At 59.1% G+C, this 23,922-nt stretch carries 19 protein-coding genes and 1 pseudogene; 9 read left to right on the plus strand and 11 right to left on the minus strand.

The window, feature by feature from the left end; genetic code table 11:
• Nucleotides 1-64: 64 nt before the first annotated feature.
• The 11 genes from atpB to rpmH form a co-directional block, all read right to left on the minus strand.
• The gene (gene atpB / locus AAEQ75_RS08435; protein ID WP_179574975.1) at nt 65-883 is read right to left on the minus strand and encodes a F0F1 ATP synthase subunit A; all 819 of its coding nucleotides are present in this window, start codon (nt 881-883) and stop codon (nt 65-67) included.
• Nucleotides 884-907: 24 nt separating this feature from the next.
• Complete coding sequence (locus AAEQ75_RS08440; RefSeq protein WP_084341357.1) at nt 908-1,297, minus strand: F0F1 ATP synthase subunit I; 390 nt, start codon at nt 1,295-1,297, stop codon at nt 908-910.
• 130 nt (nt 1,298-1,427) lie between these two features.
• Nucleotides 1,428-2,297, minus strand: coding sequence for a ParB/RepB/Spo0J family partition protein (locus AAEQ75_RS08445; RefSeq protein ID WP_179574977.1), 870 nt, complete (start codon nt 2,295-2,297; stop codon nt 1,428-1,430).
• Nucleotides 2,298-2,308: 11 nt separating this feature from the next.
• Nucleotides 2,309-3,097: a ParA family protein gene (locus tag AAEQ75_RS08450; protein ID WP_108235089.1), complete on the minus strand. Its 789-nt coding sequence runs from the start codon at nt 3,095-3,097 to the stop codon at nt 2,309-2,311.
• Between the two features lie 11 nt (nt 3,098-3,108).
• Entirely contained in the window at nt 3,109-3,756 is a 648-nt protein-coding gene (gene rsmG, locus AAEQ75_RS08455; RefSeq protein WP_343352352.1) for a 16S rRNA (guanine(527)-N(7))-methyltransferase RsmG, read from the minus strand.
• A complete protein-coding gene (gene mnmG, locus AAEQ75_RS08460) occupies nt 3,753-5,645 on the minus strand; it encodes a tRNA uridine-5-carboxymethylaminomethyl(34) synthesis enzyme MnmG (protein ID WP_343351619.1) in 1,893 nt (630 codons plus the stop codon). Before mnmG ends, rsmG begins: the two co-directional genes overlap by 4 nt.
• A 716-nt stretch (nt 5,646-6,361) precedes the next feature.
• Nucleotides 6,362-7,729 carry a tRNA uridine-5-carboxymethylaminomethyl(34) synthesis GTPase MnmE gene (gene mnmE, locus AAEQ75_RS08465; protein ID WP_343351621.1) on the minus strand — a complete coding sequence of 456 codons (1,368 nt, stop codon included), beginning with the start codon at nt 7,727-7,729 and terminating at the stop codon, nt 6,362-6,364.
• 157 nt (nt 7,730-7,886) lie between these two features.
• Nucleotides 7,887-9,632: a membrane protein insertase YidC gene (yidC, locus tag AAEQ75_RS08470; RefSeq protein ID WP_106734040.1), complete on the minus strand. Its 1,746-nt coding sequence runs from the start codon at nt 9,630-9,632 to the stop codon at nt 7,887-7,889.
• Between the two features lie 2 nt (nt 9,633-9,634).
• Nucleotides 9,635-9,880 (minus strand): membrane protein insertion efficiency factor YidD, encoded by a 246-nt coding sequence (gene yidD, locus AAEQ75_RS08475; RefSeq protein WP_061238809.1) that lies wholly within the window; start codon nt 9,878-9,880, stop codon nt 9,635-9,637.
• Nucleotides 9,873-10,277, minus strand: coding sequence for a ribonuclease P protein component (rnpA, locus tag AAEQ75_RS08480; RefSeq protein WP_166432402.1), 405 nt, complete (start codon nt 10,275-10,277; stop codon nt 9,873-9,875). The genes yidD and rnpA overlap by 8 nt, the downstream gene beginning before the upstream one ends.
• Nucleotides 10,278-10,290: 13 nt before the next feature.
• A complete protein-coding gene (rpmH, locus tag AAEQ75_RS08485) occupies nt 10,291-10,425 on the minus strand; it encodes a 50S ribosomal protein L34 (protein WP_002551315.1) in 135 nt (44 codons plus the stop codon).
• A 520-nt stretch (nt 10,426-10,945) separates the two neighbouring features.
• Between rpmH and dnaA the strand changes: the two genes are divergently transcribed.
• The 9 genes and pseudogenes from dnaA to AAEQ75_RS08530 all read left to right on the plus strand — a co-directional run.
• Nucleotides 10,946-12,436, plus strand: coding sequence for a chromosomal replication initiator protein DnaA (gene dnaA / locus AAEQ75_RS08490; RefSeq protein WP_143505835.1), 1,491 nt, complete (start codon nt 10,946-10,948; stop codon nt 12,434-12,436).
• A gap of 38 nt (nt 12,437-12,474) precedes the next feature.
• The gene (gene dnaN, locus AAEQ75_RS08495; protein ID WP_125834192.1) at nt 12,475-13,578 is read left to right on the plus strand and encodes a DNA polymerase III subunit beta; all 1,104 of its coding nucleotides are present in this window, start codon (nt 12,475-12,477) and stop codon (nt 13,576-13,578) included.
• Nucleotides 13,578-14,681: a DNA replication/repair protein RecF gene (gene recF, locus AAEQ75_RS08500; protein WP_343351628.1), complete on the plus strand. Its 1,104-nt coding sequence runs from the start codon at nt 13,578-13,580 to the stop codon at nt 14,679-14,681. Before dnaN ends, recF begins: the two co-directional genes overlap by 1 nt.
• A gap of 4 nt (nt 14,682-14,685) precedes the next feature.
• Entirely contained in the window at nt 14,686-17,106 is a 2,421-nt protein-coding gene (gyrB, locus tag AAEQ75_RS08505; protein WP_343351630.1) for a DNA topoisomerase (ATP-hydrolyzing) subunit B, read from the plus strand.
• Between the two features lie 628 nt (nt 17,107-17,734).
• Nucleotides 17,735-19,345 carry a type I restriction-modification system subunit M gene (locus tag AAEQ75_RS08510; protein WP_181563349.1) on the plus strand — a complete coding sequence of 537 codons (1,611 nt, stop codon included), beginning with the start codon at nt 17,735-17,737 and terminating at the stop codon, nt 19,343-19,345.
• A 185-nt stretch (nt 19,346-19,530) separates the two neighbouring features.
• Nucleotides 19,531-20,172: a restriction endonuclease subunit S gene (locus tag AAEQ75_RS08515; protein ID WP_343351632.1), complete on the plus strand. Its 642-nt coding sequence runs from the start codon at nt 19,531-19,533 to the stop codon at nt 20,170-20,172.
• 103 nt (nt 20,173-20,275) lie between these two features.
• Complete coding sequence (gene istA / locus AAEQ75_RS08520; RefSeq protein ID WP_153605164.1) at nt 20,276-21,775, plus strand: IS21-like element ISPst3 family transposase; 1,500 nt, start codon at nt 20,276-20,278, stop codon at nt 21,773-21,775.
• Nucleotides 21,768-22,571: an IS21-like element ISPst3 family helper ATPase IstB gene (istB, locus tag AAEQ75_RS08525; protein ID WP_013983804.1), complete on the plus strand. Its 804-nt coding sequence runs from the start codon at nt 21,768-21,770 to the stop codon at nt 22,569-22,571. The genes istA and istB overlap by 8 nt, the downstream gene beginning before the upstream one ends.
• A 187-nt stretch (nt 22,572-22,758) precedes the next feature.
• Nucleotides 22,759-23,647 (plus strand): annotated as a pseudogene (locus AAEQ75_RS08530) (RHS repeat domain-containing protein); the annotation flags it as partial.
• Nucleotides 23,648-23,922 lie beyond the last annotated feature (275 nt).

Raw genomic sequence — 23,922 nt, forward strand, 5'->3', positions numbered from 1 at the left:
TTAGCTCCAGAGTTTTTAGAGGTTAAGGTTACGAGTTAGGGGTTTTCGGGTTTTTCGATGCCGATCAGTGGTGATCTTCGTGCGCAGCACTCAGATAAACCACGGTCAGCACCATGAAAATGAACGCCTGCAGCGGAATGACCAGGATGTGGAAGATAGCCCATGGCACGTTGAGACCCCACTGAACGTAGAAGGGCAGCAGCGCGATCAGGATAAACACCACTTCACCGGCATACATGTTGCCGAACAGACGTAGGGCCAGGCTCAGCGGCTTGGTCAGCAGGCCGATGATTTCCAGGAACAGGTTGAAAGGAATCAGCGCCCAGTGATTGAACGGGGTGAACGACAGTTCCTTGGTAAAGCCACCGATGCCCTTGACCTTGATGCTGTAGAAGATGATCAGCAGGAACACGCCCAGGGAGATACCGAAGGTACCGTTAGGGTCGGCGGTGGGGACGATCTTGAAGTACGGCAGGCCCATGGCATGCGCCAGGCCAGGAATGTAGTCGACCGGGATCCACTTCAGGCTGTTCATCAGGAACACCCAGACGAAGATGGTCAGGGCCAGCGGCGCAACCAGTGGGTTCTTGCCGTGGAAGGTGTCCTTGACGATGCCCTCAACGAACTCGATGCACATCTCGGCCATGTTCTGCAGGCCCGTCGGTACGCCGGTAACGGCACGCTTGGCAGCAATGCGGAACAGCGTGACGAAGATCAGGCCCATGAACAGCGACCAGCCCAGGGTGTCCACATGGACAGCCCAGAAACCCATGGCTTTCACTTCTTCCGGGGTCTGGGCAATGATCCAGCCCTTGTCCGGATGAGCGCCGTAGACCAGGTTCTGCAGGTGATGCTGGATATATTCTGCTGGGGTATCAGCCATAAACGCCTCAAACGGTCCAATGCTTCAGAAAACTTTCATGAGTAGGGGCGCACAAGCTGCTGCCAACAGGGCCAGCAGATAACCGATGAACAGCTGCATCGGTGCAAGTGGTTCAACCCCTACGAACGCCAGTGCAAACAGCACTGCCGTGATAATCCATTTACCCATGGCCCCGGCCCAGATCGACTGGACGATGGCTCGGGCCGAACGCGCGCCAAAATAACGAAAGGCCTTGAATGCAAAATACGCGTTGGCCAGCAGGGCAATCAGCCCACCCAGCAATGCTGAATAGGCCGCAACCCATCCACCACTGATGGCAAAAACCACTGCAATTGCAGCCGTCACGATGGCCTGAAAAATCAGGATCGGAAAACCTGGCTGACGATGAAACGGGGCCTTACTCGGGATGCCCATCGACCTCTCCCATAAAGCCGCCGAATCTCGGCTCATAGCCGACAAAATTGCGCGGGGAGTATATGGGCCTGCCTACGCCTGATCAACCATGCTGTAGTAGCAGTGGACCAGGACTACAGGCTGAATTGTTTCAACGAATGTGCGCCAGTACGCCCTGCAATTCGTCGAGTGAACTGTAACGGATCACCAGTTGCCCTTTGCCCTTGCTACCGTGCTTGATCTGTACCGGCGAGCCCAGACGCTCTGCGAGCTTCTGTTCCAGGCGGCTGATGTCCGGATCGGCCTTGGCCTTGGCCGGGGCCGGTTTGGCACTCAGCCACTGGCGCACCAGCGCCTCGGTCTGACGAACGGTGAGGCCGCGTGCGACAACGTGTCGCGCCGCTTCGACCTGCTGTTCCAGGGGCAAACCGAGCAGCGCACGAGCATGGCCCATTTCCAGATCGCCATGAGCGAGCAGAGTCTTGATCTCTTCGGGCAGGGCGATCAGACGCAGCAGGTTGGTGATGGTGACGCGGGATTTACCGACGGCATCGGCGACCTGTTGCTGGGTCAGCTCGAATTCCTGCTGCAGGCGCTGCAGGGCCACGGCTTCTTCGATCGGATTGAGATCCTCGCGCTGGATGTTCTCGATCAGCGCCATGGCGATGGCGGCCTCGTCGGGCAGCTCGCGCACCATGGCCGGGATCTTGTCCTGACCAGCCAGTTGGCTGGCCCGCCAACGGCGTTCACCGGCAACGATCTCGAAACGGCCGTTACCGATGGGACGCAGCACGATGGGTTGCATCACGCCCTGGGCGCGGATGGAGGCGGCGAGTTCTTCCAGCGCAGTCTGGTCCATGTCACGACGCGGCTGGTACTTGCCGCGCTGGATCAACTCCAGCGGCACGTATTGCAGCTCACGGGTGTCGACCTGGGCAGCCTCTTCCTGCAGGGCGTTGACGGTGTTGCCACCGAGCAGTGCGTCCAGACCTCGACCCAGACCTCGTTTCTTCGCAGCCATGCGGATGTTCCTTAAGCGGTAGCGGTTTTCGCGGCGGCGCGCTGACGGCGCACCAGCTCGCCGGCCAAAGCCAGGTAGGCAATGGCCCCACGGGATTGTTTGTCGTAGACCAGCGCCGGCATGCCGAAGCTCGGCGCCTCGGCCAGGCGCACATTGCGCGGAATCACGGCGTCATACAGCTTGTCGCCGAAGTGTTCCTTGAGCTGAGCGGTGACGTCGTTGGTCAGGCTGATACGTGGGTCGTACATGGTGCGCAGCAGACCTTCGATCTGCAGCTTGGGATTGAGCAGTTGGGCGATGCGCTGGATGCTGTTGACCAGATCGGACAAGCCCTCGAGCGCGTAATACTCGCACTGCATGGGGATGATCACGCCATCGGCGGCGACCAGGGCGTTGATGGTCAGCATGTTCAGCGACGGCGGGCAGTCGATGAGGATGTAATCGTAGTTCTCGCGGATCGGCGCCAGGGCATAACGCAGGCGGCTCTCCTTCATCTTCATTTCCAGCAGTGCCACTTCCGCAGCGGTCAGATCGCGGTTGGCCGGCAGCAACTGGTAGCCGCCGTGCTCGGAAAACTGCATGGCCTGGCTCAGGTCGCATTCGCCGATCAGCACGTCGTAGATCGAGTGCTCGAGGGCGTGCTTGTCGATGCCGCTGCCCATGGTCGCGTTGCCCTGCGGGTCGAGGTCGATCAGCAGCACGCGGCGCTTGGTCGCTACCAGTGAAGCAGCCAGGTTGATGCACGTCGTGGTTTTGCCCACGCCGCCTTTCTGATTGGCGATCGCGAATACCTTGGCCATCTTCTTTCCCCTTAGACCGAGCGACGCAGTATCAACAGATGGCGTTGGCCTTGGCAACCGGGAACCCGCAACACGTGCGTGGCACTGAGACGGAAGTCCGTCGGCAGCGCCTGCAGCTCGTCATCCGGGTGCACGCCCTTCATCGCAAGCCAGTGCGTGTCGGCGTTGCCAAGGTCGCGCGTCCAGTTGCTGAAATCTTCCAGGCTGCTGAAAGCCCGCGAGCTGATGCCGTCGAACGGCTGCTCAGGTCGATACGCTTCGACCCGGTTGTGGACAACCTCGAGGTTGGCGAGTTTCAGCTCCAGCTTCACCTGCACCAGAAAACGAGTCTTCTTGCCGTTGGAGTCGAGCAGGGTGAAGCGGCGCTCGGGGAACATGATCGCCAGCGGCACGCCGGGCATGCCGCCGCCACTGCCGACATCCAGCCAGTTATCCCCACGTTCGGCCACGAAGGGGACTACCGACAGGCTGTCGAGCAGATGGCGCGAGACCATCTCGTTGGGATCGCGCACCGCGGTAAGGTTGTAGGCCTTGTTCCACTTGATCAGCAGGCCCAGATAGGCGAGCAGTTGTTCCTGCTGCTGCGCGCTGAGTTCGATACCCAGCTCGCGGGCACCCTGCAGCAGTTCTTCGGCGTGACGCTGAGTGACCGACATCAGGCGCTCTGCTCCAGCTTCTGTCCCGCGCTGCGCTTCTTCAGATGAATCAGCAACAGCGAGATGGCTGCCGGCGTAACGCCGGGGATGCGCCCAGCCTGACCAAGGGTGGCGGGGCGGGTATTGCCGAGCTTGAACTGGATCTCCTTGGACAACCCGGAAATGCTGCTGTAGTCCAGGTCTTCCGGCAGCTTGGTGTCCTCACTGGCGCGCAGCTTGGCGATCTCTTCCTGCTGACGGTCGATGTAACCGGCGTACTTGGTCTTGATCTCGACCTGTTCGGCCACCTGGTTATCCACAGCCGGTGCCTCGGTCAGTTCGACCAAGGTGGCGTAGTCGATCTCCGGGCGGGCCAGCAGGTTGAGCAGGTTGTATTCATGGGCCAGCGGCGTGCCGAAACGCGCGGCGATGGCATCGCCCTGCGGCGTGCCGGGGCGTACCCAGGTGCTCTTCAAGCGCTGCTCTTCCTGGACGATGCCTTCACGCTTGGCCTCGAAGGCAGCCCAGCGCTCGTCGTCGATCAGCCCCAGCTCGCGGCCTTTTTCGGTCAGGCGCAGGTCAGCGTTGTCCTCACGCAGAATCAGCCGGTACTCGGCACGCGAGGTGAACATGCGGTACGGCTCCTGGGTGCCCAGGGTGATCAGGTCGTCGACCAGTACGCCGATGTAGGCCTCGTCGCGACGCGGGCACCAGGCCTCTTTGCCTTGCGCGCGTAGTGCGGCGTTGCAGCCCGCCAGCAGGCCCTGCGCACCGGCCTCTTCGTAGCCGGTGGTGCCGTTGATCTGCCCGGCGAAGAACAGACCGCCGATAACCTTGGTTTCCAGGCTGTACTTCAGGTCGCGCGGATCGAAGTAGTCGTACTCGATGGCATAGCCGGGGCGCACGATATGGGCGTTTTCCATACCACGGATGCTGCGCACAATTTCCAATTGCACGTCGAATGGCAGCGAGGTGGAGATGCCGTTGGGATACAGCTCGTGAGTCGTCAGGCCTTCCGGCTCGATGAACACCTGGTGGCTGTCCTTGTCGGCGAAGCGGTGGATCTTGTCCTCGATCGACGGGCAGTAGCGTGGGCCGACACCTTCGATCACGCCGGAGTACATCGGCGAACGGTCGAGGTTGGCGGCAATGATCTCGTGGGTACGGGCGTTGGTATGGGTGATCCAGCAACTGATCTGCTTGGGCTGATGCTCACGCTTGCCGAGGAAGGACATCAGCGGCGTGGGGGTGTCGCCTGGCTGTTCAGTCATCACCGAGAAATCAACCGAACGTCCATCGATGCGCGGCGGTGTACCGGTTTTCAGGCGGCCGACGCGCAGCGGCAGCTCGCGCAGGCGATGTGCCAGGGCGATGGAGGGTGGATCGCCGGCACGGCCGCCAGAGTAGTTCTGCAGACCAATGTGGATAAGTCCACCGAGGAATGTGCCTGTGGTCAACACCACGGAATCCGCATGGAACCTGAGCCCCATCTGGGTGACCACGCCTTTGACCTCTGCGTTTTCCACAATCAGATCATCAGCTGCCTGTTGAAAAATCCACAGGTTGGCCTGGTTTTCCAGAATCTCGCGCACCGCAGCCTTGTACAGCACGCGGTCGGCCTGCGCGCGGGTGGCGCGAACGGCTGGGCCCTTGCGGCTGTTGAGGATACGGAACTGGATGCCACCCTTGTCGGTAGCAGTGGCCATGGCACCACCAAGTGCATCGATTTCCTTGACCAGGTGGCTCTTGCCGATCCCACCGATGGCCGGGTTGCAGCTCATCTGGCCGAGGGTCTCGACATTGTGGGTGAGCAGCAGGGTCTTCACGCCCATGCGTGCTGCAGCCAGGGCTGCTTCGGTACCGGCATGACCGCCACCGATCACGATCACGTCAAAACGGGAAGGGAAATCCACCACGCACCTCGTGCCTGTTGAGAAGGGGTCTGAAAGAAAGGCGGCAAGTATAGGGACTTAAGCCTGCTGAATGAAGCCTTCTGCACAAAAAATAGCCAACCGGATAGCGCTGGCCTTTCCCATCGACCTGCTTAACTGATCACCCTCTGACCCGTGAGAAATACGCTCAGGCTTATAAAGAATAGAAAGAGAGAATTTTTATAAAGCTTGTTCTTTATGTTTATGTATAGAGCAAGCCCTTTCTGTGGATAACCCTCTGTAACCCTTGCTGTTAGAGGTGTATAGCGAATGATAAGCCTGTGTCGATCCTGCTCGTTTCCACTGAGAAAGCTGCTGAACCACTGTAGATGGAAGTGCCAGTTACCCACAGGGGTGGTTACGCCCAGCTTTGTCATAGGGTTATGGGCAGGGTTCAGGGGCGGTTTTCCACAGGGTTTATTTGGGCCTGAATAACTCAGTAGATGCGCAGCAGCAGCCCATTCATTGGTGATCCAGCAAGCTCGTTTGTGGGGAAATCTGCCCGGCGCGTAAGTCCAGTCAGATGTGTGAAGGAGTGGATGCCCCGCCGCGAATCAAGACGACGCGCAAGGGTTCTTAACCCGGGTGAAAGCCCGGGAATGACAAGGAGGGGAAAGATTGATGGCGGGCACGCATGCGCTTTCGCGGATAAATCCGTTCCTACAAGAGCCCTATAGGCAAGAGCATGGAGGAAGGTTTCACTTGCCGATGCAGAAGCTGGAGAAGATCCGCCCCAGCAGGTCGTCGCTGCTGAAGGCGCCGGTGATCTCGCCCAATGCCTGTTGCGCCATGCGCAGATCCTCGGCCAGCAGCTCGCCAGCGCCCATCAGGGTGAGCTGGTTGCGGCCGTGTTCGAGGTACTGCTCGGCCTGGTGCAGCGCTTCCAGGTGGCGGCGGCGGGCGCTGAAGCCGCTTTCTGCAGTCTGTTGATAACCCATGCAGGCTTTCAGGTGTTCGCGCAGCAGTTCCAGGCCTTCTGCGGATTTGGCCGACAGGCTGAGGGTGACGTGGCCATCGGCGCTGGTTTCCAGCGCGACTGCTTCGCCGGAGAGGTCGGCCTTGTTGCGGATCAGGGTGACCCGTGCTGGATCCGTACGCTGCTCCAGAAACTCTGGCCAGAGAGCAAAGGGATCGGCGGCTTCCGGCGCAGTGGAGTCCACTACCAGCAACACACGGTCAGCCTCACCGATGGCCTTGAGTGCACGCTCTACACCGATGCGCTCCACCTGATCGTCGGTATCACGCAGGCCGGCGGTGTCGACCACATGCAGAGGCATGCCGTCGATGTGGATATGTTCGCGCAACACGTCGCGGGTGGTGCCGGCGATATCGGTGACGATAGCGGCTTCACGCCCGGCCAGGGCATTGAGCAGGCTGGATTTACCGGCATTGGGTCGGCCGGCGATGACTACAGTCATACCGTCGCGCAGCAATGCGCCTTGACCCGCTTCGCGCAACACTGTGGATAAGTCGGCGCGCACGCCATCGAGCTGGTTCAGTACATGGCCATCGGCGAGGAAGTCGATTTCCTCCTCGGGGAAGTCGATGGCGGCTTCGACGTAGATGCGCAGTTGGATCAGCGATTCGGTCAACGCATGCACGCGTTTGGAGAACTCGCCCTGCAGGGAACGCAGCGCATTGCGAGCGGCCTGCTCGGAGCTGGCCTCGATCAGGTCGGCAATGGCTTCGGCCTGGGCCAGGTCGAGCTTGTCATTGAGGAAGGCGCGTTCGCTGAACTCACCAGGACGCGCCAGGCGTGCCCCCAACGCCATGCAGCGGCGCAGCAGCAGATCTAGCACCACCGGGCCGCCGTGGCCCTGAAGCTCCAGTACGTCTTCACCTGTGAAGGAGTTGGGGCCGGGAAAGTAGATGGCCAGCCCCTCATCCAGCGTCAGCTCGCTCTCGCCATAGAACGGACCGTGATGAGCGAAGCGCGGCTTCAACTCGCGACGGCAGATGGCCTGAGCCAAATCGCCGGCCAGTGGACCGGATACCCGCACGATGCCCACGCCACCACGACCCTGGGCGGTAGCGACGGCGGCGATGGTGTCTCGGGCGTGGTTCATGGCGGTTTACTCGATGTTTATGGGGCTAGTAGGCGCGCTGTAGAAGAGCTATGGATAACAGCGATTCGCGAGCAGAGCTCGCTCCTACGATAAATGCTCGGATAGCAAAACGCCCCAATCATGGGGCGTTTGCTTGATGCTTGGAAGCCTCAGCGAATCAGGCGTTGGCCGCTTTCGTTGCTGCTTCGATCCGGCGAGTAATGTACCACTGCTGGGCGATGGACAGGCAGTTGTTGACTACCCAGTACAGCACCAGACCGGCAGGGAACCACAGGAAGAAGAAGGTGAAGATGATCGGCATCAGCTTCAGCACGCGGGCTTGCATGGGGTCCGGCGGCGTCGGGTTGAGCTGCTGCTGGATGAACATGGTCGCGCCCATGATGATCGGCAGGATGAAGAACGGATCCTTGATCGACAGGTCGGTGATCCAGAACATCCACGGGGCCTGACGCATTTCGACCGATTCCAGCAGTACCCAGTACAGGGCGAGGAATACCGGCATCTGCACCAGGATCGGCAGGCAGCCGCCCAGCGGGTTGATCTTCTCTTTCTTGTACAGCTCCATCATCGCCTGGGACATCTTCTGGCGATCATCACCGTGCTGCTCTTTCAACGCCTGCAGTTTCGGCGATACGGCGCGCATGCGCGCCATCGAGCGGTAGCTGGCAGCAGACAGCGGGAAGAAGATCAGCTTGATGATGATGGTCAGGACGATGATCGACCAACCCCAGTTACCGAGTACGCCGTGGATCACTTCCAGCAGCCAGAAGATCGGCTGGGCGAGGAACCACAGGAAGCCGTAGTCCACGGTGAGCTCCAGGCCTGGCGACAGGGTGCCGAGGTGCTCCTGCAGCTTGGGACCAGCGTAGAGGATCGCACCAGTCTCGCCCTGCGCGCCGGCAGCAACCTGCACGGACGGGCCGGTGAAGCCGACGATGTAGTTACCCTGGCTGTCCTTGCGGGTCTGAATTAGGTTGGTGCTGTCCTTGCTCGGCACCCAGGCGGTGACGAAGTAGTGTTGCAGCCAGGCAACCCAGCCGCCCTGCACGGTTTCCTTGAAGGACTGCTTGTCGATGTCCTTCATCGACACCTTTTTGTACGGCTCATCGGTGGTCCACAGAGCGGCGCCAAGGTAGGTCGCGGTGCCGGTAGCGGTGGTCGAGGACGGGTCGCCACTGTTATCGCGCTTGAGCTGGGCAAACAGGTTGCCGCTCCAGGCTTGCTCGCTCTGGTTGTCGATCAGGTAACGCACGTCGACCTGATAGGCGGACGGATCGATGCAGCCAGGCTTCTTCAGTTCCTGCTCACGCGCGGAGCATTGCGGGTTGAGGCCGCGCTTGAAGCTGTAGCGCTTGATGTAGTTGACGCCGTTCTCGCTGAACGTGAGATCGACCACCAGGCTGTCCTGGCCTTCTGCCAGCTCGTAGTTCTGCTTCTCGCTGCTCCACAGGGAACGACCGCTGGATTTGTCCGGAGCGTTCTGGCCGATCAGGCCGCTCTGCGCGAGATAGGTGCGCTCGTTGCCGTTGTCGAACAGCTGGAAAGGAACGTCCGGGCGGTCCTGACGGCGCGGGTACTGCGGCAAACGCAGTTGCACCACATCACCACCACGCGGGTCGATGGCCAGGTCCAGAACATCGGTCTTGACGCGAATCAGCTCATCGCTGGTAGCGGCAGTAGGCGCGACAGCAGCTGCAGTAGGCTCGGCCACGGCAGTTGGAATGTCGTCGCCGCCGGTGTTGGCGGTTACAGCAGGTGTGTCGGGCAGGGCAGGCGTCGCCGCGGTCGAGGTACTAACCTCGGCTGGCATAGCAGCCTGGCCATAGTCCTCGTTCCATTGCAGGACCATGAGGTAGGACACGACTGCCAGGGCGACGATCAGGATCGAACGTTGGATATCCATGATTATTCGGCCATCGAAGGAGAACGGGATGTTTTAACGGGTGGAACCGGATCGAAACCGCCGGCATTCCATGGGTGACAGCGACCGAGACGGCGCGCCGTCAGCCAGCCACCACGCAGGAAGCCATGTTGTTCGATGGCTTCGTAGGCATAGCAGGAGCAGCTGGGGTAGAAACGACAATGACTGGCCATCAGCGGGCTGATGGCGTAGCGATAAACCTGGATACAGGCTAGAGCCGCTTTACGCATGGGGATTGTCGCTTGTCCCGGGGGATAAGTCTGCGTCGCGACTGGGCCGGCTTCGGGCCAAGCGTTTCCAGAGTTTGCCGAACTGCTGGGCAAGTTCGCCATTCTCCAGATCACCTAGCCCTTTGCGGGCCACCACCACGATGTCCCAGCCTGTCAGGTTGACCTGATTGAGGCGAAAGGACTCGCGGATTTGACGCTTGATGCGGTTGCGCTCGACGGCGAGCTTGACGCTCTTCTTGCCGATCACCAGACCTAGGCGGGGATGATCAAGCTGGTTATCGCGCGCTAGCAACAGGACACTTTTGCCCGGAGCTTTACCGCTTGGGGAGTCGAAGACTGCCTTGAATTGCCGGGGAGTCAGCAGTCGCTTTTCCCGGCCGAAGCCTCGACTCACCACCTGTCTGGATTAATTAGACAGCAAGACGCTTGCGGCCCTTGGCGCGACGACGCGACAGGACGGCACGGCCGTTCTTGGTGGCCATGCGGGCACGGAAGCCGTGGGTGCGAGCGCGCTTGATGGTGCTGGGTTGGAAAGTGCGTTTCATGGTGCGTTACCTGGGTGATCGACTAGGGTCGGTATGACCCCGGTTTTAAGAGACCGGTAATTCTAGAGAAAGCCGCGCGGTAGGTCAATTTCCAACCAACCTTAATTCGCTAGATAGAAATAGAAAGAAGGAAAAGGGTTTAAAGCTCTTTTTCTATGTTTATGTTGAATGGTGCTGCCCACACCTGTGGAAAACCCGCTAGCTGCCCCATACCCGCTGCTCATGCGGCGATGATAAGTCTGTCCAAAAGGCGTGGTTGGTCTGTGCGTGTCCTGCATACAGCCTGAGGATAGAAAGCAGAGTTACCCACAATGCAGTTATCCGCCCGTTCATCCCCAGAGTTTTGCAGAAGGTTATTGGGCGCTTATCCACAAGGCTCATGGGCTGCTGATAAGTCTGATGAATGTAAGTAAGGCTTTGATTTTACTTGGCCATCTAATCCCTGCTGTGTGGATAACTCGGTCGTTGGCCGTTACAATGGCGGCTGTTTTTGCATCGCCGCCTGGATAGGGGATAGTCAGTGTCAGTGGAACTATGGCAGCAATGCGTCGAGCTTTTGCGCGACGAGTTGCCGGCCCAGCAATTCAACACCTGGATACGTCCTCTGCAGGTCGAAGCCGAAGGCGACGAGCTGCGTGTATATGCGCCGAATCGTTTCGTACTCGATTGGGTCAACGAGAAGTACATGAGCCGTTTGCTCGAGCTTCTGAGTGAGCGCGCCGGCGGTCTGGTCCCTGCGCTTTCCTTATTAATAGGGAGCAAACGTGCAGCGACTGCTCGTGTCGCGCCAACGGCCCCGTTGCCTGCCGCTGCACGTGCAGCTCAGGTTCAGGCCGCCGCTGTCGTCAGCAAGCCGGTTCCGCCGCCTGCGCAGCAAGAGCCGTCGCGTGCCAGCTTCGATTCCATGGGGGGGGCCGCGCCGCAACCGCCAACTCCTGCCGTGGCGCCACGCACCGAACGTACCGTACAGGTCGAAGGTGGCCTCAAGCACACCAGCTACCTCAATCGCACCTTTACCTTCGATAACTTCGTCGAGGGCAAGTCCAACCAGTTGGCGCGCGCTGCAGCCTGGCAGGTGGCGGACAACCCCAAGCATGGTTACAACCCGCTGTTCCTGTATGGCGGCGTCGGCCTGGGCAAGACTCACCTGATGCATGCTGTGGGTAATCACCTGTTGGCGAAGAATCCCAACGCCAAGGTGGTCTACCTACACTCCGAGCGCTTCGTCGCTGACATGGTCAAGGCGTTGCAGCTCAACGCCATCAACGAGTTCAAACGTTTCTACCGTTCGGTGGATGCGTTGCTGATCGATGACATCCAGTTCTTCGCCAAGAAGGAGCGCTCCCAGGAGGAGTTCTTCCATACCTTCAACGCGCTGCTTGAAGGGGGTCAGCAGGTGATTCTCACCAGCGACCGCTACCCGAAGGAGATTGAAGGCCTGGAAGAACGCCTGAAGTCGCGTTTCGGCTGGGGGCTGACGGTGGCAGTCGAGCCGCCGGAACTGGAAACCCGCGTGGCGATCCTGATGAAGAAGGCCGACCAGGCCAAGGTCGATCTGCCGCACGATGCTGCGTTCTTCATCGCTCAGCGCATTCGCTCCAACGTGCGTGAACTGGAAGGCGCGTTGAAGCGGGTGATCGCTCACTCGCACTTCATGGGCCGAGATATCACCATCGAGCTGATTCGTGAGTCGCTCAAGGATCTGCTGGCCCTGCAGGACAAGCTGGTCAGCATCGACAATATTCAGCGCACCACCGCTGAGTACTACAAGATCAAGATCACCGATCTGCTATCCAAGCGTCGGTCGCGCTCGATCGCCCGACCACGTCAGGTGGCCATGGCATTGTCGAAGGAATTGACCAATCACAGCCTGCCGGAAATCGGTGTGGCCTTCGGCGGTCGTGATCACACCACGGTGTTGCACGCTTGCCGTAAGATTGCTGAACTTAGGGGATCCGACGCGGACATCCGCGAGGACTATAAGAACCTGCTGCGCACCCTGACTACCTGATCAAATCAATGCAGCTCCACGAGGCAAGGGACTAGACCATGCATTTCACTATTCAACGCGAAGCCCTGTTGAAACCCCTGCAACTGGTCGCCGGTGTCGTGGAACGACGCCAGACGCTGCCGGTTCTGTCCAACGTCCTGCTGGTGGTCGAAGGCCAGCAGCTCTCGCTCACCGGTACCGACCTCGAGGTCGAGCTGGTTGGTCGCGTCACGCTCGAAGATGCAGCCGAACCCGGTGAAATCACCGTGCCGGCGCGCAAGCTGATGGACATCTGCAAGAGCCTGCCAAGCGATGCGATGATCGACATTCGTGTCGATGACCAGAAGTTGCTGGTCAAGGCTGGTCGCAGTCGCTTCACCCTTTCGACGCTGCCTGCCAACGATTTCCCCACCGTCGAGGAAGGTCCGGGTTCGCTGACCTTCAACTTGCCGCAAGCCAAGCTGCGCCGCCTGGTCGAACGGACCAGCTTCGCCATGGCCCAGCAGGATGTGCGTTACTACCTCAACGGCATGCTCCTGGAAGTACAGAGCGGCCTGCTGCGTGCAGTCGCTACCGACGGCCACCGTCTGGCCATGTGCTCGATGGAGGCTGCCATCCAGCAGGAAGGCAAGCATCAGGTCATCGTGCCGCGCAAAGGTATTCTCGAGCTGGCTCGCCTGCTGACCGAGCAAGACGCCGAAGTCGCCATTGTTCTTGGGCAGCACCACATCCGTGCCAACACCGGTGAGTTCACTTTCACTTCGAAGCTGGTGGACGGCAAATTCCCGGATTACGAGCGCGTACTGCCGCGCGGTGGCGACAAGCTGGTGCTGGCGGATCGTCAGGGCCTGCGCGAAGCCTTCAGTCGCACCGCGATTCTGTCCAACGAGAAGTATCGCGGTATTCGCCTGACCCTGGCATCCGGTCTGCTGAAAATTCAGGCCAACAACCCGGAACAGGAAGAGGCCGAAGAAGAGATCGTTGTCGACTATTCGGGCAGCGGCCTGGAGATTGGTTTCAACGTCAGCTATCTGCTGGATGTATTGGGCGTGATGGGCACCGAGCAGGTCCGCCTGATTCTCTCCGATTCCAACAGCAGTGCCCTGCTGCAGGAAGCCGACAACGACGATTCTGCCTACGTTGTCATGCCGATGCGTCTTTAATGTCCCTAAGCCGTATCACGGTCACCGCGGTGCGCAATCTGCACCCGGTGACCCTCTCCCCCTCCTCCCGCATTAACATCCTTCACGGCGCCAACGGCAGCGGCAAGACCAGCTTGCTCGAGGCGATCCATCTGCTCGGCCTCGCCCGTTCATTCCGCAGCACACGCCTGCAGCCTGTCATTCATTACGAACAACCTGCCTGTACCATTTTCGGTCAGGTGCAGTTAGCTGAAGGCGGCTCAAGTAATCTGGGAATCTCTCGCGACCGTCAGGGCGAGCTGCAGATTCGTATCGATGGGCAGAACGCTCGCAGTGCTGCGCAGCTGGCTGAGCTACTGCCACTGCAGGTGATCAACCCCGATAGTTTTCGCCTGCTTGAAGGTGCACCGAAGATTCGCCGGCAGTTTCTCGATTGGGGTGTGTTCCACGTGGAACATCGCTTTCTCGGTGCCTGGCAGCGCCTGCAGAAAGCCCTGCGGCAGCGAAACTCGTGGCTGCGCCATGGTACACTTGACGGTGCTTCGCAGGCCGCGTGGGACCGCGAATTATGCAGTGCCAGCGTGGAGATCGACACCTATCGCAGAGCCTATATTCAGGCGCTGAAACCGGTGTTCGAGCAGACCTTGGCCGAGCTGCTGGAGTTGGACGGGCTGACCCTGAGTTACTACCGTGGGTGGGACAAGGATCGTGAGCTGAGCGAAGTGCTCGCTACCTCCCTCCTCCGCGATCAGCAACTCGGGCATACCCAGGCCGGGCCGCAGAGAGCGGATTTGCGTCTTCGACTTGCGGGACATAACGCGGCAGAAATCCTGTCGCGAGGACAACAGAAATTGGTGGTTTGCGCGTTGCGTATTGCCCAGGGTCACCTGGTCAATGAAGCCAAGCGTGGACAATGTATCTATCTGGTGGACGACCTACCGTCGGAACTGGATGAGCAGCATCGCCAGGCATTGTGCCGGTTGCTGGAAGATTTGCGCTGCCAGGTGTTCATCACCTGTGTGGATCATGAATTGTTGAGGGAAGGCTGGCAGACGGATACGCCGGTTGCCATGTTCCACGTGGAACATGGCCGTATCACCCAGACCCAAGACCATCGGGAGTGAAGGCATGAGCGAGAACCAAACGTACGACTCCTCCAGCATCAAGGTGCTGAAAGGACTGGACGCCGTACGCAAACGTCCCGGGATGTACATCGGTGACACTGACGATGGTAGTGGTCTGCACCACATGGTGTTCGAGGTGGTCGATAACTCGATCGACGAAGCGCTGGCAGGCTATTGCAGCGAAATCACCATCACCATCCACCCGGATGAGTCGATCAGCGTGCGTGACAACGGCCGTGGTATTCCGGTCGACATTCACAAGGAAGAAGGCGTCTCGGCGGCAGAGGTCATCATGACCGTGTTGCACGCCGGCGGTAAGTTCGACGACAACAGCTACAAGGTATCCGGCGGCCTGCACGGTGTGGGTGTCTCGGTGGTCAATGCCCTCTCCAAGGAGCTGGTACTGACCATCCGTCGTAGCGGCAAGATCTGGGAACAGACTTACGTGCATGGCGTACCGCAAGCGCCTCTGGCCGCTGTTGGCGATACCGACAGTACCGGTACGCAGATCCACTTCAAACCCTCCGAAGAGACCTTCGCCAACATTCACTTCAGCTGGGACATCCTGGCCAAGCGTCTGCGTGAGCTGTCCTTCCTCAACTCCGGCGTAGGCATCCTGCTGCGTGATGAGCGCACCGGCAAGGAAGAGCTGTTCAAGTACGAGGGTGGCCTGAAAGCTTTCGTTGAGTACCTGAACACCAACAAGACCGTGGTCAACCAGGTGTTCCACTTCAATATCCAACGCGAAGAAGACGGTGTTGGTGTCGAAGTCGCCCTGCAGTGGAACGACAGCTTCAACGAGAACCTGCTCTGCTTCACCAACAACATTCCGCAGCGCGACGGTGGTACTCACCTGGCGGGCTTCCGCTCTGCCCTCACCCGCCACCTGAACAACTACATCGAGTCCGAAGGCCTGGCGAAGAAGTTCAAGGTGTCGACCACCGGTGACGACGCCCGCGAAGGCCTGACTGCGATCATCTCGGTCAAGGTGCCGGACCCGAAATTCAGCTCGCAGACCAAAGACAAACTGGTATCGAGTGAGGTGAAAACCGCAGTCGAGCAGGAGATGGGCAAGTACTTTTCCGACTTCCTGCTGGAGAACCCCAACGAAGCCAAGGCCGTGGTCGGCAAGATGATCGACGCCGCGCGTGCCCGCGAAGCGGCTCGTAAAGCCCGTGAAATGACCCGCCGTAAAGGTGCGCTGGACATCGCCGGCTTGCCCGGCAAGCTAGCCGACTGCCAGGAAAAAGACCCGGCGCTGTCCGAACTCTACATCGTGGAGGGTGACTCCGCGGGCGGTTCTGCCAAGCAGGGCCGTAACCGCAAGACCCAGGCTATCCTGCCGCTCAAGGGCAAGATCCTCAACGTCGAACGTGCACGCTTCGATCGCATGATTTCCTCGCAGGAAGTCGGCACCCTGATTACTGCGCTCGGTTGCGGTATCGGTCGTGAGGAGTACAACATCGACAAGCTGCGTTACCACAACATCATCATCATGACCGATGCTGACGTCGACGGTTCGCACATCCGTACCCTGCTGCTGACCTTCTTCTTCCGTCAGTTGCCGGAGCTAGTCGAGCGTGGCTACATCTATATCGCTCAGCCGCCGCTGTACAAGGTGAAGAAAGGCAAGCAGGAGCAGTACATCAAGGACGACGAGGCCATGGAGGAATACATGACCCAGTCGGCCCTGGAGGACGCCAGCCTGCACGTCAACGAGAACGCCCCGGGCCTGTCCGGTGGCGCACTGGAGAAACTGGTCGGCGAATACCGTGGCGTCATGAAAACCCTGGATCGCCTGTCACGCGTGTACCCCAAGGACATCACCGAACACTTTGTCTACCTGCCGCGCATCGCCGTCGAGCAACTGGCTGACCAGGTGTTCATGCAGAACTGGCTGGAAGGCTTCGCGGCACGTCTGAAGACTACCGAGAAGTCTGGCCAGACCTACAGTGCCAGCCTGCGCGAAGACCGCGAGCGCCACCTGTGGCTGCCGGAGGTCGAGGTCAAATCGCACGGTCTTGCCAGCTACACCACCTTCAACCGCGACTTCTTCGCCAGCAATGACTACAAGACCGTCACTACCCTGGGCGACCAACTGAACAACCTGTTGGAAGAAGGCGCCTTTGTTCAGCGTGGTGAGCGCAAGAAACCGGTCAGCACCTTCAAGGAAGCGCTGGACTGGCTGATGGCCGAAAGCACCAAGCGCCACAGCATCCAGCGATACAAAGGTCTCGGTGAGATGAACCCAGATCAGCTGTGGGAAACCACCATGGACCCGGAAGTGCGCCGCATGCTCAAGGTGACGATCGAAGACGCCATCGCGGCCGACCAGATCTTCAACACCCTGATGGGCGACGCCGTGGAGCCGCGCCGCGACTTCATCGAGTCCAACGCCCTGGCGGTGTCGAATCTGGACTTCTGAAGATGGTGTCGACGGGCAGATAAATTGTCATGTTTGTGCAAGTTATTGTCATGACAATTTCTGTCACTACCCCGGCCTAGAGCCGGGGTTTTTCTTTGTAGATCAGGCTCTTAGGCATAGCAACAAAGCCCCGCATAGGTGTGCTGTGTAGCGAAGCTACAAGGAAGGGCGAGAAATCTCGTTTTGGCGGGGAGGAATTCTGGGAGATTCGGCGGGACGGCTAGGGCGCTTCAATTTATGCCAATCAAAAGGGGATCGCCCATCAGCAGTCATCACTGATGGGCAGTGCGATGCGACACGCTTGCGGCTTCTTTAAAACAAACCGCATGCTGATATCCCTGCCACCCTGCCACCCTGCCACCCTGCCTGTAGGTGGACAAAGTTATTTGCCCATTCGGACAAAGTTAGAGGGTTAGGCCAAAGTTAATGGCTCACTCCCCTCCTGCTGGTAAACCCCGGTTGACTGAAAGGTCTGCCGGGGTTTTGTCATTCAGGGGCGTTTGATTTTTCGGGCTTCAAGTGGCGTCGACTTGTAGAATCGAGCCCACATTTTTCTGATGCGCCCAGCCGGCATGGCAGCAATCGCCAGGTGCTGGGCGTCGCGCTTTGTATAGGGATTGATTTACCCATGGCTGACAAGCTGTCACTCGAAACGCTGGAGTCCTGGCTCTGGGAATCCGCCAACATTCTGCGCGGTTCCATCGACTCCTCCGACTTCAAGAACTACATCTTCGGTCTGCTCTTCCTCAAACGTTACAACGATGTGTTCGAAGAGCGCATTGCCAAGCTGATGAAGGACGAAGGCCTGAGCTTTGGCGATGCTCAGGATGAGATTGAGGATAAATGGGGCAAATTCCCGATTAGTGCCCGTTGGTTCGATCTGATATCTCGCACCGAGAATATTGGTGAAGCCCTCGACAAGGCTTTCGCGACCATCGAGGCCAACAACCCTGAGCTGCAACATGTGTTGACCGCTACGCAGTACGGCGATAAGAGGGTGCTGTCGGATGCCACCTTGCAGCGTCTGCTGCGCCACTTTAACCAGTACAAGCTGGGCAATGACGACCTCTACAAGGCCGACATGCTGGGCGATGCCTACGAGTATCTGATCAAGCAGTTTGCCGATGACGCAGGTAAAAAAGGTGGCGAGTTCTATACGCCCAAGGCCGTGGTGCAATTGGTGGTTGAGCTAATTGACCCGCAGCCCGGCCACAGTGTGTACGACCCAACCTGCGGCAGTGGCGGCATGCTGGTGGAGAGCGCCCACCATGTGTCCAATTTGCCCAATGGAACCTTGATGGGCAAGCCTAATGTTCTGCTGTACGGGCAGGAAAAGAACCTGGGCACCTGGGCCATCGCCAAGCTCAATCTATACCTGCACAACATGCATGCCGAGATTGAACGCGGCGATACGCTGGTCGAGCCCAAGCACCTAGACGGCGATTACCTGAAGACCTTCGACCGGGTGATTGCCAATCCGCCGTTCTCGGCAAAATCCTGGTGGGCACCGTTGGAGCTGAGCAACGAGAACGAGCAAGACAGTGGCAAGAAGCCCAAAGCTCCCAACTACAAGCAGGTCAGTGACCCTTATGGTCGCTTGGTCTATGGCGTCCCGCCACGGAGTTATGCCGACCTCGCCTTTGCTCAGCATATGTTGGCCAGCCTCAAGGCTGATGGCCGCATGGGGGTTATCCTGCCCCATGGCGTGCTATTCCGCAGCGGTGAGGAAGGCAAGATTCGCGAGGGGCTTCTGTTCGGTACAGATGCGGCCAACGGTAATCAGCCTGGCGATCTGATTGAGGCAATCGTCGGCCTCCCGTCTGCCCTGTTCTACAACACCGGTATCCCGGCTTGCGTTTTGATCTTGAACAAGCAGAAACCCGTTGCGCTGAAGGGTAAGGTCATCATCATCGACGGCAGCCGCGACTACCTCGAAGGGAAGGCGCAGAACAGTCTGCGCGCTGAAGACATTACGCGCATTGTGAGCACCCACAAGGCGGCATTTGAGCAGCAAGCTGAGGTCGAAAACTATTGCCGGGTAGTGACACTGGAAGAAGTCCGAAGCAACGACAGTAATCTCAATATTTCCCGCTATATCGACAACGGTGAGACCGAAGAAGTCGTGGATGTGGCCGCCACTTTAGAGCAACTGGCGGCACTCTCTGAGGAGGAGGCACAGGTTGATGCGCGGCTGAACGGCTATCTGGCCGCGCTGGGGCTGTTGGAGGTTGAGGTATGAAGCTGGGGGGTAAGTCTGGCCATCAGCAGCAGGCTACCGCTTCTAAGGATAACTATTCCTCTTGGCAGGTCGTTTCGCTAGCCGAAGTTACCAGGGAGTGTCGGTCACGGAATAACGGCCAACTGGATGACAAGTTACTTTGCGGGGTTCTTAAGTCACACGGTCTTGTTCCGATGAGGGAGCGGGTGAAAGGTGACTCTACCGACCGCTGTAAAGTCGTTGCTCCAAACGCATTTGCATACAACCCTATGCGTTTGAATATCGGATCTATCGCTCGGAACACTGCTGATCGCCGTGTAATGGTCAGTCCTGACTATGTTGTTTTTCATACTGACCCTGAGCGCTTGTTACCGAACTACCTTGACCATGTCCGGCATTCAGGTTTGTGGCGAAGCTATGTTGGCGTTACTGGCGACGGCAGTGTTCGGGTGCGTATCTATTACGATCAACTGTCGCGTTTTCAACTGCCACTTCCCCCACTCCCCGAACAGAAAAAAATAGCCGCCATCCTCACGGCGGTGGATGACAAGTTAGGCGTGATTTCCCGTCAGATTGAAGCTACACAGGCCCTAAGGCAGGGACTGATGCAAACCCTATTCAGTCGGGGTGTGGATAACCAAGACGCTGCCAACTGGCCTGTGGTGCTGCTACAGGATGTCGCGGAAGTTCGCACTGGCGTTGCAAAAGGCAAGAAAGGGTTAAAAGATCCTGTCGAATTGCCATATCTGCGCGTTGCCAATGTGCAGGACGGTCATATCGTTCTCACAGAGGTCAAAACCATTGAGGTTGAGGCGTCCCAAGTTGAACGCTATGCCTGTTGCCGCTGACCGAAAACTGACCCAGTAGAGGCTGTTCTGCCGACTGAAAACTGACCCAGGTGTTCAACTGCTTCTGCTCAATTTTTGAGCAGGAGAACACAGGGTGATCAGTATGGAAATGATGGGCAAAATTCGGCGGATGTATTTCCGCGACAAGCTGTCGCTGCATGAGATAGCCAAGCGCACCGGGCTGGCGCGCAACACGATTCGCAAGTGGGTCAGAGCACCTGAGGCCAAGCAGCCGGTGTACCAACGCCGCGCGATCTTTAACAAACTCAGCCCTTTTCACGCCACGCTAGAGCAGGCGCTAAAAGCCGATTCGCTGCGCCCCAAGCAACAGCGGCGCAGTGCCAAGGCGCTGTTGGCGCAAATCAAAGCCGATGGTTATGACGGTGGCTACAGCCAGCTCACCGCGTTTATCCGTGCCTGGCGAGGGGGACAGGGCAAGGCGTCGCAGGCCTTTGTGCCGCTGACCTTTGCTCTTGGCGAGGCGTTTCAGTTTGACTGGAGCGAGGAAGGCTTGCTGGTCGGCGGCATTTACCGGCGTATGCAGGTGGCACATCTGAAGCTGTGTGCCAGCCGTGCGTTCTGGCTTGTGGCGTATCCGAGCCAGGGCCATGAGATGTTATTTGACGCCCATACACGCTCGTTCGGCGCCTTGGGCGGCGTGCCGCGCCGGGGCATCTACGACAACATGAAGACCGCCGTCGACAAGGTCAATAAGGGCAAAGGCCGGGCGGTGAATGCACGCTTTGCGGTGATGTGCGCGCATTACCTGTTCGATCCGGACTTCTGCAACGTCGCCGCTGGTTGGGAAAAGGGCATCGTTGAAAAGAACGTGCAAGACAGCCGCAGGCGTATCTGGCTAGACGCCCAGGACTGTCAGTTTCACTCCTTCGAGGAACTCAATGCCTGGCTGGGCCAGCGCTGCCGCGCGCTTTGGAACGAGCTGACGCACCCTCAATACAGCGGGCTGAGTGTGGCCGAAGTGCTTGAGTTGGAGCGCGCTGAACTGATGCCTGTGCCAGCGCCATTCGACGGTTACGTCGAGCGGCCTGCGCGGGTCTCCAGCACCTGCCTGGTCAGCGTCGGGCGCAACCGCTACTCGGTGCCGTGTGAGTACGCGGGTAAGTGGGTCAGCAGCCGTTTGTATCCGACGCGAATCGAGGTGGTGGCTGACGACGCGCTGATCGCCAGCCATGTCCGCTTGCTGGATCGCGACCAGGTCAGCTATGACTGGCAGCACTACCTCCCGCTGATCGAACGCAAGCCCGGTGCGCTGCGCAACGGCGCGCCCTTTGCTGATCTGCCGGCGCCGCTGCGTCAACTTAAGCACGGTCTGGGGCGTCATGCCGGCGGTGACCGGATCATGGCGCAAGTTCTGGCTGCCGTACCGGTCGCCGGGCTCGATGCGGTGTTGGTGGCTGTTGAGCTGGTACTGGAAAGCGGCAGCCTGAGCGCCGAACACATCCTCAATGTCGTGGCGCGCCTGGCCGCGACCGAACCACCACCCAGCGTCGAAACCCACTTGTCGCTCAAGGAAGCCCCCGTCGCTAACACGGCGCGCTACGACCGCCTGCGTGGCCAGGCCGAGGAGGTCGGTCATGCGTGATTTGATGGCGGAACTCAAGGAGCTGCGCCTGCACGGCATGGCCACGGCCTGGGCGGAGTTAACTGCACAGGGTGAGTCGAACACAGCCTCGTCCAAGTGGCTGCTCGAACACCTGCTGGAACAAGAGCACACAGATCGCGCCATGCGCTCGGTGAGCCACCAGATGAACATGGCCAAGCTGCCGATGCACCGCGATCTGGCCAGCTTCGATTTCAACGCCTCTAGCGCCGACGCACGCCTGATCAGCGAGCTGGCCAGCCTGGCCTTTACCGACACCGCGCAGAACGTGGTGCTGATCGGTGGGCCAGGCACCGGTAAAACCCACCTAGCCACCGCGCTGGCCGTGTCCGGCATCACCCGGCATGGCAAGCGCGTGCGCTTCTACTCCACGGTCGATCTGGTCAATCTGCTGGAGCGCGAAAAACACGACGGCAAAGCCGGGCGGATCGCCCAGGCACTGCTGCGCATGGATCTGGTCATCCTCGACGAACTGGGTTATCTGCCGTTCAGCCAGGCTGGCGGTGCGTTGCTGTTTCACCTGCTGTCCAAGCTGTACGAACACACCAGCGTGGTGATCACCACCAACCTGAGCTTCGCCGAATGGTCGAGCGTGTTCGGCGACGCCAAGATGACCACCGCCCTGCTGGATCGGCTGACCCACCACTGCCACATCGTCGAAACCGGTAACGAGTCCTATCGCCTGCAACACAGTAGCTTGGCGGCCCAGGCCAAGATCAAATCACGGGAGCGAAAGCGTAAGGGCGGCCAGGAACCGGAGGACGATGAGTCGTTCTGATTTCATGGTGACGACGGCCTGCTGCATGGCTGCATGTGGCAGGTCTTCAACAGCTGAACTGGGACAGCGAGGGAGTGGGTTCAAAAGCAGCTGCGCTGGTAGACTTATCCACAGTTGCTGGTAACAAAATCAGCAATCCGCCCTGGGTCAAATTTCAATCGGCAGGGTGGGTCAATTTTCCATCAGCGCCAACAACCTGATCGGCCGCCTCGACCGTGACCCGGCCAGCCAGCGCGAACAGAAGCAGCAACTGCACTACGACGCCAGCGGGCGCATCATTGCCAGCCAGGACCTGATTCGCGGCAATCTGGAAACCTACAGCTACGACGCCGCCGCCAACCTGCTGCACCCGGTGGGCGGCGACGCCGCCAGCAGCGGCTGGGTGCGCCACAACAAACTGCTCACCTACCAGGACAAGCGCTACCGCTACGACGCCTTCGGCCGCCTGGTGGAAAAACGCAGCGGTCGTCACCAGGTGCAACGGCTGAGCTACGACGCCGAACACCGCGTGCGGGAAGTGACCAACAACGACGGCAGCCGCGTGGTCATGCGCTACGACCCGCTTGGCCGGCGTATCGGCAAAAGCCACTACGATGTCCACGGCGTACTGCTCGGTCAGACCGACTTCACCTGGGACGGCCTGCGCCTGCTCAGCGAAACCCGCAACGGCCGGCACAGCCTCTACCTCTACGACGAAGGCAGCTACGACCCGCTGGCGCGCGTCGATGGCCAGGGCGAACACGCCCGCCTGCGCTACTACCACACCGATCCAAACGGCTTACCGCAGCAACTCACCGAAGACGATGGCCGCTGCATCTGGCAGGCCCGTTATCAAGTCTGGGGCAACACCCTGGCCGAACAGCAGGAAAGCTTCTTTGTCGAAGAGCAGAACCTGCGCTTCCAGGGCCAGTACCTGGACCGCGAAACGGGGCTGCACTACAACACCTTCAGGTTCTACGATCCGGATATCGGACGGTTTATCAGCCCGGATCCGATTGGGTTGAACGGTGGTCTGAATTTTTACGCCTACAGTCCCAACCCGTTTGGGTGGATTGATCCATTGGGCTTGTCTTGCCGCCTGAACTACGTTGGCAGAACCCCTGGAAAAAACAGCCGTACGGGCAAAGCGGTGATAGCGCGGATGCGAGCCGAAGGCAAGATCATCGGTACCGGGAAAAACATGAGGTTCCAGAGTACTGATAAAAAATGGTATTCGATTAAAGACGCTGATATGGCTCATAAAACCGATGCCGTTAAGTATTGGAACTCAAAAGGCGGTTTTCATGGTGCCAAAACCAAAGAGGTGAGGGGGTGGATGCGTGACCCCGACAATTATGAGCTGGAATACTAT

This window comes from Pseudomonas sediminis (genome assembly GCF_039555755.1).
In the GTDB taxonomy this organism is placed as follows: Bacteria; Pseudomonadota; Gammaproteobacteria; order Pseudomonadales; family Pseudomonadaceae; genus Aquipseudomonas; species Aquipseudomonas mendocina_D.